This window comes from Pseudoalteromonas luteoviolacea DSM 6061 (assembly GCF_001625655.1).
Classification (GTDB): Bacteria; Pseudomonadota; Gammaproteobacteria; order Enterobacterales; family Alteromonadaceae; genus Pseudoalteromonas; species Pseudoalteromonas luteoviolacea.
Genome location: NZ_AUYB01000098.1, coordinates 186,529 through 198,554 on the forward strand (window position 1 = coordinate 186,529; position 12,026 = coordinate 198,554).

General features: G+C 38.2%; 15 protein-coding genes. 7 read left to right on the plus strand and 8 right to left on the minus strand.

Translation table 11 applies throughout. The features are described 5' to 3' along the window. Window positions 1-569: 569 nt before the first annotated feature. Window positions 570-995 carry a DUF5713 family protein gene (locus N475_RS09610; RefSeq protein ID WP_227008411.1) on the plus strand — a complete coding sequence of 142 codons (426 nt, stop codon included), beginning with the start codon at window positions 570-572 and terminating at the stop codon, window positions 993-995. 533 nt (window positions 996-1,528) lie between these two features. Beyond that, the gene (locus N475_RS09620; protein ID WP_063365157.1) at window positions 1,529-1,825 is read left to right on the plus strand and encodes a hypothetical protein; all 297 of its coding nucleotides are present in this window, start codon (window positions 1,529-1,531) and stop codon (window positions 1,823-1,825) included. A gap of 102 nt (window positions 1,826-1,927) precedes the next feature. Here N475_RS09620 and N475_RS09625 read toward each other — a convergent pair whose 3' ends face one another. Continuing rightward, a complete protein-coding gene (locus N475_RS09625) occupies window positions 1,928-2,233 on the minus strand; it encodes a Mor transcription activator family protein (RefSeq protein WP_155732560.1) in 306 nt (101 codons plus the stop codon). A 373-nt stretch (window positions 2,234-2,606) separates the two neighbouring features. Between N475_RS09625 and N475_RS09630 the strand changes: the two genes are divergently transcribed. From N475_RS09630 to N475_RS09640, 3 genes are all read left to right on the plus strand, one after another. Beyond that, on the plus strand, window positions 2,607-3,011 hold the full coding sequence (locus N475_RS09630; RefSeq protein WP_063365159.1) for a type II secretion system protein GspG: 405 nt from the start codon (window positions 2,607-2,609) through the stop codon (window positions 3,009-3,011). Between the two features lie 112 nt (window positions 3,012-3,123). Beyond that, the gene (locus N475_RS09635) at window positions 3,124-3,609 is read left to right on the plus strand and encodes a hypothetical protein (protein WP_155732561.1); all 486 of its coding nucleotides are present in this window, start codon (window positions 3,124-3,126) and stop codon (window positions 3,607-3,609) included. Window positions 3,610-3,613: 4 nt separating this feature from the next. Then, a complete protein-coding gene (locus tag N475_RS09640) occupies window positions 3,614-3,952 on the plus strand; it encodes a hypothetical protein (RefSeq protein WP_063357645.1) in 339 nt (112 codons plus the stop codon). Between the two features lie 289 nt (window positions 3,953-4,241). Here N475_RS09640 and N475_RS09645 read toward each other — a convergent pair whose 3' ends face one another. The 7 genes from N475_RS09645 to N475_RS09675 form a co-directional block, all read right to left on the minus strand. Continuing rightward, window positions 4,242-4,715 carry a DUF6265 family protein gene (locus N475_RS09645; RefSeq protein ID WP_063357646.1) on the minus strand — a complete coding sequence of 158 codons (474 nt, stop codon included), beginning with the start codon at window positions 4,713-4,715 and terminating at the stop codon, window positions 4,242-4,244. 435 nt (window positions 4,716-5,150) lie between these two features. Beyond that, a complete protein-coding gene (locus tag N475_RS09650; RefSeq protein ID WP_063365161.1) occupies window positions 5,151-6,266 on the minus strand; it encodes a pyridoxal-phosphate-dependent aminotransferase family protein in 1,116 nt (371 codons plus the stop codon). 29 nt (window positions 6,267-6,295) lie between these two features. Continuing rightward, window positions 6,296-7,822 carry an FAD/NAD(P)-binding protein gene (locus N475_RS09655; protein ID WP_063357649.1) on the minus strand — a complete coding sequence of 509 codons (1,527 nt, stop codon included), beginning with the start codon at window positions 7,820-7,822 and terminating at the stop codon, window positions 6,296-6,298. A gap of 10 nt (window positions 7,823-7,832) precedes the next feature. After that, window positions 7,833-9,296 (minus strand): malonate decarboxylase subunit alpha, encoded by a 1,464-nt coding sequence (locus N475_RS09660; RefSeq protein ID WP_063365162.1) that lies wholly within the window; start codon window positions 9,294-9,296, stop codon window positions 7,833-7,835. 1 nt (window position 9,297) lies between these two features. Continuing rightward, window positions 9,298-9,702, minus strand: a complete 405-nt coding sequence (locus N475_RS09665) for a cupin domain-containing protein (protein WP_081215967.1) — start codon at window positions 9,700-9,702, stop codon at window positions 9,298-9,300. 1 nt (window position 9,703) lies between these two features. Then, on the minus strand, window positions 9,704-10,093 hold the full coding sequence (locus N475_RS09670) for a tautomerase family protein (protein WP_063365163.1): 390 nt from the start codon (window positions 10,091-10,093) through the stop codon (window positions 9,704-9,706). Window positions 10,094-10,120: 27 nt separating this feature from the next. After that, entirely contained in the window at window positions 10,121-10,642 is a 522-nt protein-coding gene (locus tag N475_RS09675; RefSeq protein ID WP_063365164.1) for an HPP family protein, read from the minus strand. Between the two features lie 138 nt (window positions 10,643-10,780). Between N475_RS09675 and N475_RS09680 the strand changes: the two genes are divergently transcribed. Beyond that, entirely contained in the window at window positions 10,781-11,320 is a 540-nt protein-coding gene (locus N475_RS09680) for a TetR/AcrR family transcriptional regulator (protein ID WP_063365165.1), read from the plus strand. A gap of 327 nt (window positions 11,321-11,647) precedes the next feature. Further along, window positions 11,648-12,026, plus strand: a 379-nt coding sequence (locus tag N475_RS09685; protein ID WP_211270611.1) for a hypothetical protein, incomplete at its 3' end; no start/stop codon positions are given.

The window sequence follows — 12,026 nt, forward strand, 5'->3', positions numbered from 1 at the left end:
TCAGCCACTCTCTTTCTGAGTTGGGTAATGTATCCTTTTACTTTTTAATAAAATCGAATTTAACATAATATGGGTGTTAGATTAATTAGGAATAGATCTGATAACGGCGGAATTTATTATGTTAAGAGCATGAACGCCATACACTTCAAAGGCCTTATTCCACGCCATTTCCACACGTGGTTGATCACATGGCTAGTCTGGCAAATTGAGAGTCGGAAGTTAGGTGTAAAATGTTTTACGGTGCTTTGAAGTAAAGCCGATATATTAGGCTAAAGTAAAAATTTGGCAGTCGCAGCCCTAGTTTTTTGATTGCAAAGTTTGGCAATGCGCCAAATTGGATATTTGGCTAACTCATTCCTTGCCCCAAAATGTATTTAGTCGAATGCCTCAAAGAATGGCGGCCATTAGAATATTATCTTTAAAGCACTGATCTTATGACCAGTTGACTTGTGTTTCTTCTATAGTCAAGAAAACGACCCATTGGGTCGTTTTTATCCTTTCCATAATTTCTACAATGATTAAAAATATATCTTTAGCAACAAGTTAGTTATTGTGATAAAACTGGTACAATGAGAAAAATGATCCATGGCTCGGTAGAAAAACGACCAATGGGGTCGATATTAAATTGTCAACTGCAATCAAAAGGAGGCACTGTGCCAATATCTAATAAGAAAATAAAAGGATATACATTTTTATCAGAGATGTATGAAGATGACTATTTCCCAAATTTCTTGGTAGATAAAATTAAGGCCATCCTTGTCGAGCTCTGCGAAAGCATTGAAAGCCAAAATCCAACGTCTTCCTCAGAATTACTTTCGCTCACTCATGCTTCAACTGAGCGTATCAATGAGTTAGAAGAAGAGTTCGAGGAGAATGATAGCGAGCTTGAGACTGCTGCACGCGAAGACATGGCTGAAAGCTTTGAGTTTATTGTCCGGTCTTACGGATTTTCAGATGTGGATATTGAAGATGTTATCGCCACAAGAGAGTGGTGATAAATGGTTCAAGCAGTTAACAAGGCGCTGTTGTTGGACTGTTTTTCCGCTGCGCTCCAAAACAGCCGCAAAGCTAAGCGTTAGGTATACATATAATCGAGGCGAAAATTGGTCAGGAAAATAAAGAATAAAGCTTTCTCAAAGTTAAAAAGAAAAAGACTAGGTTATCGGTTTATTGGTTGTTGGTTTTTAGTTCTAGGTGGGTTTATGTCCTATTCATTTGGCCAACTAATGCTAGATCCAGATGGAGTACTTAATTATAACGGCGTTGATACAACAGACTTCGACATTAAATTGAATGCTTTTCTTTTTACTTTAATTTTTCCTGTAATTGGCTTTATATTTGTAATTATTCCAAAGCGCTTAATAAATAAATTATTGTTATTACAGGCAAGAATGAATCCATTTTCGTCCAGGTAACATGTATACCTAACAAACGCATCAACGCATGGACTAATTTGGTTTGGCGCTTCGCGCAAGTATGGCCAACCATTAATTGCCCCGTAACAAGCGTTATATTCCCATGGAGAACTATGTACTCTGAACCTTGGAGCGATATTGAAGACTACAATTCTGAACATGAAGCAGCACTGTTGACCGAGATGATAACCGAATTACCTGTTGGTCATAATTTGTATGGTAAAAGCTTTAAAATACTCGCAAAGCGAGAAGATAGTGACGATGTTTTAGTCGTTTTTGATAGTAAGTTTTATATTGTTCATTTAACTTGGTCTCGCAAGAAAGAAATATTGCCTTATCCTGAAACGAAATCTTATGGCTCTCTAGAAGTGCTGCAAGAGCAGCTTGCTAAAGATAGCCTTTATTTTTGAGTGTTAGGGAATATACGAACAATTTGCCTTCACGAAAGCCATACTCAAGTAAGAATCATTGAAACCAGCCCCCACACCTAACAACGAAGGCTGATCACAAACCTACAACTTCAACTCCATCTGCTTGTGCGCATCGCCAACTACTATCGGTGCGCCATCGGATTCGGAGGTCACTATTAAGTTGGTCATTTGTCTGGTCAACTTATAGCGTCTTACTAAATTTTGGACTGAAGCGCCCTGCTTAAACTCCTGTCTTATCTTAATGTTTCTTAGCTGGATTAAAATCTTGTCCAACTTTGGTATTTGGTAAGTACTACCAGCATGGTGAGATAACGCCCTTGCCATGTCAACGCTAAACCGCTTGCAAAACTCGTGATTAGGCGTTGGCTTATCGGGAATAAAAAACAAGTTGCCCTGCTATTCAATTAGGGCTTTTACTGCATCATCCAGCCCCATAGTTTCTACAAATAATCTAAGCCCATGTTGTAGCAAAGATGCATCCAATTCATGCTCAGCCATCGTCTAATTCCTCAAGGAGCGACTCAAAACTGAACTCTTTTGATGCGGCTTGCATTTCTCTTGTTTCATCCAATTTAGTCCTAAGTTTACCAATATGCTTAATACTTGGCGGTAAGTTGTCGTATTGTGCCTCTTCATAAAGTGGCCTATCTGGGTTGATAACAATCGAAGTGATATATGGGTTTGTTCAATCACTTCATGTTCAGTTAAGGGGACCCTAATTATTGTACCGTTGGCTTTTGACTAGGAGTAACACGTACTCATGAAAGTACTACTGATAGGATTCTTTATATTCACTTTTTGGTTTTTATTTTCGATTATTTACTCAGGAAGGTGTGGCTACCATACAGCAGTTGTATACAAGACCTCTGTAGATATTACAATTTTGTCTGAGGCAGTTAAGTTATACAGCTTAGAAAATAATTTGCTACCAAAATCTCTCCAAGTCCTTGCCCCAAAGTATGCTTCCGAAATACCACTTGATGCCTGGGATCGAGGCTATATTTATGAATCTACTTCTGATGGCTACAAAATATCTTCATTTGGGTCAGACGCTGCTAAAGGTGGAATTGGAGCATCTGCAGATATGCATTCCGAAATGACAGAGGAAGAAACTGAAAAAATCGTAAAGAGTATTGAAAGGCCAATTTGGGGTTGTAATGATTAATTTGTTGCAGTGAATTGAATAGGGAAATTGGGTGTCTTTATTTTTGTTATCCTTTGGCGTAATTTTAATCGGTAAAACACCAACAAAGAGCATATTTTAAATGAGGCTTAAAATGCTTAGGTTAGTTAGCTTTTTCCTACTATTTTCAAGCAGTTTATGTGCCAATGAATCGAAGCTTATAGGTTCGGGCTCTAGCTCGTATTATGTACAGTACTATATTGCCAGCCCGATTAGCTTAAATAATCTACTTTTAAATGAAAGTGAAGGTGGTTTACATAGTGTGCGGCTATTGTGTTGTTTCGGTGAGGAGAGTTTTATTGGTGAAGTGGTTAAGTATTATGAAGATCACATTCCCAGTGAACTAGAAGTAGCATTAAAATCCTCAGGTAATTTGCACAATCCAGCTCTATCCCCCTTAAAAGAGCAATTCAAAAATGCAATAAGGTCTACTTCAGAGTACCGTCTAATAGATAAAACCCTAAAACAACACAAATATGAAATAAAGTCGATATGGTTTGAGAAGTTTACTTTTCGCAAGGGCGAACTGTATGCAGATATTAACTTTGAAATTTTATATGTCGCCAGTAAGGAAGATTAAATTTATGATCAACTTAAGCCGCTACTACCCTGTGCTACCGCTGATTATTTTGCTAAGTATTGTATTCGGAATTAGCTTTTCTGAATATTGGACTATAGCTATAACTCAAAACCCAGAAGTTCTAAACAACTACAAATTTGGTTCAGAAGCAATGATATATCATGGCGGTGAAATATATCGTTCAGCAACTATCTATTCTGAACATCACCTTGTGCTCGCGTTGATTAGCTTGTTGAATTTTGTAGTAATAATTGGGGTAATGGCAAAGTGTAAGTCTTATCCAGTTTTTAAGTGTTATTTATCGGCAGCAATTATTTCAGTTATATGGTTATTGGCACGATAGCTATTAAAGCAGCCCACACATACCCTGGCGAGCATAGAATACTTGATGGTATGGATTTGCTACAAGCAGATTGGCTTGCAGGCCAAAATTAAAGTAGTAATTAACAACCTAAAATTAGGCCTTCAATTAGAGCGGCTTTACGCCATTTGAAGGGACTTAGGTTAACATTTTTTTGTATTATAACTTCAGCAAAGGCCTCTACAAATTGTAGGTTTGTATCCAAACATCTAATATTTAGCAGTAAACTCTATTGCAAGATGAGTACTTTATAATCTCCTCTCCTTGAATCTTAGCTATTATCTTTTTTGTTCGTAAATTTAATGGAGAAGCCTTTACCCTTTTCTCCTGAAACAAATACATGCATATTCTTATCTTCAGTTAATTGATATTTAATTTTTTTAGGAAAATCATGCTTTGAATTTACAAACATTGCTGTTTTATCTGAGCAACTTGTTAATTTGAAAGCGACTGGTAGTTCATTGCTGGCAACTTTCGCAAAATAAAATACCTCTCCGGACATTTCAACCAATCGCAAAGTTTCAGAACTTACTATTCGACTCTTTTGCACGGAGTACGTAGAACCATATCCTTCAAAGGTCTTGTTACTTACTCGTTTCCACGATTCATTGATTTTAAGTTTACTGTTCTCAGAATGCCAATCACCAACAAGCCAGGCTATTGATTCTACTGTATTACAGGTCTTAGCTTGCGCGGTTGATTGAAAGGCTAAACATACTAACACCAAAAAAATTACTTTTAACATTGAACTAACCTCCATTGTTTACCAAAGGTGCTAACTAGCACATAAACGCTTGGCCACTCTGAATGAGCCCTTTTATTGCCACTCATTATTTTGTTTTAATATCTTTGTAATAGGTTTTGCAATTTCCCACCGTGGAGTATTACTTGAATTAGTAAGGAGAATTAATGCATTCTTACTATTTGGATGAGTTAGAATAAGCGATTTATAACCTCTAATACTTCCTGGGTGTCTTGCAATCTTATCATTTGATTCGCTATATACTTGCCACCCTAACCCTATATATATTTCACCCCAAGTAGTTTTAACTCGGGGTTTCAACATATCAATGGTAGTCACGAAGTACTACAATGTTTTGTATTGTAGACTAAAAAAAGAAAGTAACTGCATATTATACTTTCTTTGGTAAGACTCATCTGGGCATGTGAATCAGCGATTTTATCTTATAACGTCTTTTAATGCAGACAATAACAAAGCAATATTTTGTTCATTAGCTGTCGCCCCCATCAGCCCTATTCTCCAAGTCTTGCCTGCCAATTTTCCTAAACCAGCGCCAACTTCTAGGTTATAGGTGTCCAGAAGGTATTTTCTAGCTTGTACATCGTCAACTCCCTTGGGAATGACCAACGAGTTAAGCTGGGGCAATCGATAAGGCTCATCAACAAGAAAGTCTATTCCCAATTCTTCAATTCCACTTTTAAGGCGTTGATGTAACCTCATATGCCTAGCCCAAGCATTCTCTAGCCCTTCTTCTTTAAGAATGAGTAATGCTTCATGCAAGGCATATAAAGAATTAATAGGAGCGGTATGGTGGTAGCTACGTTTACCATCTCCAGACCAGTAATCCATAACTAAAGATTGATCTAAAAACCAACTTTGCACCTTTGATTTTCGTGTCTTAAGGGTCTCGACTGCTGTTTGGCTAAAGCTAACTGGTGATAAACCCGGCACACATGACATACATTTTTGAGACCCAGAGTAAACAGCATCAATACCCCATTCATCGATCTTTAATTCGCTCCCACCTAATGATGTTACAGCATCGACAATGGTTATCGCGCCATTGTTTTTAGCAATCTCACACAGTGCTTTGGCATCAGAGCAGACACCTGTTGATGTTTCAGCATGAACAAAAGCAAGTGCTTTAATATTTGAGTTTGAGGAAAATGCAGACGCTACCTTTTCTAATGAGACAGGGTCTCCCCAATTATCTTCTATAACGATGGCTTGAGCGCCAACCCGCTCAATATTTTCTTTTAATCTGCCACCAAAGACACCGTTTACACATACAATGACCTTATCTTCGGGTTCGATTAAATTGACTATACACGCTTCCATTCCGGCTGAGCCAGGAGCAGATAATGCGATGGTAAATTCATTCTCAGTTGCGAACGCATACTGCAATAGAGACTTAATCTCATCCATTAGTTGAATAAACTGTGGATCTAAATGACCAATGGTAGGCTTAGCCAAAGCGCCAAGTACTCTTGGTGAAACATTTGATGGTCCGGGTCCCATCAAAACCCGTGAAATTGGGTTAAACGTGTCCAGCATTTACGCTCTCCTTAGTTGTATTTATTAATTTAGGCTTCTAATAATGGCGCAACTTGTTTTATCAACTTGCTATGAATGGTCTGCGCGCAATTATTCGCGTGTCTAACAATGATATCTAGCGCACTAGTGAATAGAAAACAGCCATGAGTAACCTCACCAATTGCATAAACTGAAGGGCTAATGACTTCATCTTTACTTAACAAAGCGTATGTTTCAGTGCACACATCAATCCCGCCAAATTTGTGAGGTTTTGCAAGCCCACTATCTACCATATGACGAAGTAATTCAGAATCTGATAGATAGATGTCTCTTGGACTGCCTACAGCGTAAATTATAGAGTCTACAGCAGAAGTGCCCTCAGGAGATGTCACAGATAAAGTATTATCCGAACACGTATTTATTTGGGTTTCGCCGCCAATGTACTCTAGTTGGCCATTGTCTAAATAGCTTTTAATTTTCAAAGCATTCTCACGTGGTATCGATACTCGCATAGACATTGCGGCTGACATCATGCTGGTGATAAATAATTCTTTATCTTCAATGACAAGCATCTCCCAAACTAATGCCAAAATTGCGTTTGTATCATACAGAACAGCTTGCCAGCCTCTATTCATATTAGCTTTGTTCATTTCAGTTGATAGAAACTCACTAAGATCTTTAATCGGAGGTGGTGGAAATACGATGTTCTCTTTGCTTTCATCAGGGTGCGTTTGATGATACAAATTAATTTCCTTGTTAAATAATTCAGCAAGATCTGCCAGTGTTAAAGATGTATAGCGCTCACTAATGTACTTCGCTGACAAGAATGTATTTTTATATCGTCCTTGAGTTCCACGAACAAATGGGAAAAGGTGGCTTCTTGAGTAAAGAGTTATTTTTCCAGTATGGCCATTTTCAATTAGGCCTACTACAGCATCAATTGCGCTTAATCTTGCGCCAATTATGGCTACGTTATCGTCTTTTTCAACCGTATTGCATAATGTTGAAATTGGATAAGGCGTATGATGCACTTTCGAACTTATTGGTGGTGAAAATGGCGACTTAGATAAAGTACCACAAGCGATAACGACACTATCAAATTCGTAATTTTTTTGCGTTGCTGTTTTTAATGTCACAGAGAGTTGGTCAGCTCTCTCTTTTAATTGAATAACTTCGCTTCTTATCACTTTTACTATGATGTTTTTCATGAATGCTTTTTTTACAATTCTGTCAAACGCATTAGCCATATACATACCGAATAAAGGTCGAGGGGCATACGTGTGCTCACTGATCTCTAAATTTGGATATAGAGGCTGCCAGCGATATCTATACAGGTTTAACCATTCAAAAAAATCTCCTGGTTTATCTTTAAAAACGGTGATATAACCAGCTTTGGTATTTAATAGGTTTGACTGAGCGTCACCTTGATATGCGTTTCCTGGGCCCAAGTCTTTGGACTTTTCAAACACCGTTATTTTTATTAAGTCAGGTGAGTTTGATTGATGTTTTTCTATAAATGCATCAATAAATGCAATGCTTGATGCTCCGCCGCCGATGATTGCTAGTGTAGAGTTCATGGTATCCCTGCTAAATATTTATTGTTGTGAGTGATGAGCTGCTATAAATTGGGTATTCGATGTAGCTTTGTATATCTTGCTCACTAAATCCGTTTGCTATTTCAACAAGCTCAAGGTGATTATTTTTAAAGGAGAAAACAGCTCTTTCCGTAACGATGACAATCTCTTTATCGCGATACACTGGGTGAGTTAAATCTATCGTTATTTGCTGTGCTTGTTTTACAAACTTTTTAATCGTCCCTTCATTTAGAATACATAGTTGGTTGTTATTTGTTTCTGCATGTAAAGAACCCGTTGTAAGTGTTCCACAAAACACTAATTTCTTTGCTGATTGCGCAATATTAATGAACCCGCCAACGCCATTTATTCTCTCACCTAGCAAGCTAGCATTTACGCAGCCCTTGGCATCAATCTCAGCAAAGCCGAGGAAAGCAATATCAACTCCGCCTCCATCGTAGAATGCAAATAAGTCAGACTGACCAATTATTGCATCTGGGTCTAAAGCAGCTCCAAATGACAAATCATATTTGGGTTCTCCATTAAAGACACCTGATTCAACACTAATGCTGTTTGCTCTATTTTTTTCACTAATATGTTTACCAAGTAATGCCGGGATACCAATGCCTAAATTCACACATGATTTTTGCTTTGGCAGTTCAGCTAAAGCTCTGGATACAATGAGCTCTTTTGCTTTGCTGATTGTTTTTATAGCCGGTTCTTTTATTAACTCACCATAGCTCGATGGGTGTGTTCCCTCTTCTTCATTGAGTGTAACAAAATCAACTAGGTGAGCTGGAATTTGAACATCTCTACATGGTAACTTTTCGACAATTTCTTTAACTTGAACCGCCACTTTCCCACCACTATTTTTTGCAGCCATGGCTTGTTGTAAAGCATCGTGATAAGCCACTTCTTCACTCATACAAATATTGCCTTTTTTATCGGCTTTGGTTCCGCGTAACAGCGCAAAGTCAATTTTTAAACTAGGATAAAAAAGCAGTTCTTGCCCCCCAAGCTCGACTTTCGAAACCATTGAATCCACACTTGTGTGAATTCCACCTCCATCAATGCTTGGATCTATATAACTGCCCAAACCTATATGAGTTGTGTGGCCCGCAGCGCCTCTTGCTATATCACGAAATAGATGACTAATGACACCCATTGGCCAATTGTGCCCTTCAATTTGTCCAGTTTTAGCTTTTAATGCTAATTCAGGACAAAACCCCCAAAACCCGCCAATAGCTTTTTTCACTAATCCATTGGCCGATAGTTTATCTAGACCTTTACCACTTTTATCACCTGCACCTGAAGCAAAGAATAAGGTAAGATCTTTAGGTAAAAACTCATTCTTATACCTTTGATACAATGCCTCAGTATATAAATCTGGGTGCCCACAGCACCCAAATCCACCTGGTATTACCGTACTATTACTCTTGACTAGATTTGCAACATAATTCGCCGTGACGATTTCCATTCTATGTACTCTCCGTCAACTGCTTAACCGGTTTATATCTAGAGGCTAAGATCAAACAACCATTTTCCGACGCCATACTGTGGCAGGTGCCCGGAGCACGGACAATAAAAGAACCGGGTGTAAAAGTTTGGCCGTTTTCAATATAGTCACCCTGCAATACAAGTACTGTTTCATACCCCATATGAACGTGTCCTGGTACATATGCACCAGCTTCATAGCGCAAAAATGCGCAATCTGCTCCAGTCGGGCTTACTTTGGTTTCATCAAATAATACAGCGATATCGACCCCCTCTCTCAACCCTCGTTGGTATGGACTAAATTCAATCTCATCAGAGATTTCGATGTCAGATGTAAAACCGAGTTTTATGATGCGGTCATTTGTTTCAGGTGGTGAATTAAACTTCATTTTATTCTCCTTGTTTTTTCAGCCGTGATGCTTGTGATTGTCCGTTGTATCCCCAGTTGATTGAAGGTTGCTCTTCAATACTGATGTAATTTGGGAGGTTCTTTACATTTATAAAAATTTCTTCAAATAAGAGCCAAGTATGTTTGAGCCATGCCGCTTTTTGTGACTCTGAATTTGTACCTTCAGTAATTACAATCTTTAAGTAAAACTGAAAGTCTTCGCTTGGTTTTCCATGACTGTACCAATCTCCGTTATTTTCATAGATAACAACATTGATCAAATCTGGACGTTTTTCGAGATAAGTTTGCGTCAATACACTCAGTGATACTGCGAGTTTTTCTTTAATCGCAGGCAATAATGCTTGATTGGTATTAACCGTTAAAATTGGCATTTCAAATATTTCCTTATACGAGATTATTTATTGCTGCTTGGTAGAAGATCCATACCAGTAAATAGGCCACTTCTTCCCAATTCCTATATTGTTTATTAGCGAAGCTATCCCCACTAAAAACAAACTACCGAACAAGACAGGGAAAATAAGAAAATCAAAGTGGTAACTTCCCGCAAGAATAATCACTATGGGGTTTGCACCTGCAGGAGGGTGAACAACCCTGAAAAACTGCATCGCTGAAATAGCCAAGCCAACCGAAACAGCCATCACCCATGGTGCGTCTCCAAATACCAGAAATGCCACAAGCCCTATTAGCGCTGAAATAAAGTGACCACCAATTACGTTGCGAGGTTGAGCTAACGGTGAGGCTGACGCAGCAAATAAAATTACACATGTTGCGCCAAATGGCGCCATTAATAACGGGTATTGAGTTAAGCTAGAAATAAAGAACAACCCCCAAATTCCAACAACCCCTCCAGTAAACCCTCTAAGTAATTCAATGAACTTAACCTTTGGCGGTAAAGCTCCTCCTCCAGAAAATTTGCTCATAGCGTTTCTCCTACACCTCATGCGTCACGAGGCGTTATAGTTCATCGTTAATGTGCTATCATTAATGTACAGATCTGTACACCTCATGAAAGGTACAGATCTGTACACTTTCGCGCAAGCAATTTTTTAGGATATTAGATGAAAGTAGAACAACATATTTTGGATGTAGCTGAAGACCTTTTTAATCGAAATGGATACACATCAGTGGGTGTAGATTTGATTAGAGATGAAGCAAAAGTATCAAAAACAACCATTTACAGGCACTTTGGCGATAAAAACGGCTTGGTAGAGGCGGTACTAAATAGGCGACACTTGAGATTCCAAGAATCACTTGAACAAGCCATAAGTAAAATCGAAACACACCAAGAAAAATTAATTTCTATTATAGATTGGCACTTCGAGTGGTTTTCAACCCCGCATTTTGAAGGGTGTATGTTTATGAATGCCCTAGCCGAGTTTAAAAATCGAGATGAAAACATTAGTCGAATTGCTTTAGATCACAAGTGCTGGTTATTAAACTTAGTGTCTAGAGCAATAGGGAAAGAGCCAGATCAAACACAACACAAACCTGAGATGATCATGACATTCATAGAGGGGCTTATAATACGCGCTAAATTTGAAAATATTTTAGATAACAAAGCACTGTATAAGTCCGCCCTACTTAAGCTATTACAGTGATTCCTAACCCTTAAAATCTCTGTTACATCAATGTACAGTTTACCAACTTTAAGCTGTACGTCGATGTACTTGAGCTTGCGAACTAAGCTACCAACTCATTACTGCTAGTTTCTCTTTATCAATAATTGATAACCTCACAACATCCTAGCATTAGCACCAATCTCCCTTGTGTAACTATTTGTAATAACCATAACTTGGACGGCTTTCTATTATCAAATTGAATTCGCTCTTTTGCACAAGACCTATCTTTACAGGAGGAAAATATGTCAATGCTTAAGTATTGTTATCTAATATGCGGTTGTTTTTCTGTTTATGGTGAGCACAAAAGTGTTTGCAAACAAGCCCGTCTATGTAGAAAATCAAGTCGACTTTTCAACAAGTGAAAGTAGTATCGTTTACAATGGAAAGTTATATTTTCCTGGTCGAGATCTTGAACATGGCACTGAACTTTGGGTCTATGATAAAAAAGTAGGCCAAGCAAGAATGGTAGCCAATTATTCCGCAGGAAATCAGTCATTTGGGCCTTCCAGTTTCATTGAGTACAAGGGAAAAATCTATTTTTACGGTTCTAGCAGTGAACTGTATTCTTTTGATGATACAACTCAAAAAATCGAGAAAGTCACACTCGATAATGGCTCATCTTTATATTTAAATACTCGCTCCCCCTTAGTCGCATTAAACGGAAAGTTGTTCTGCGCAACTAAAT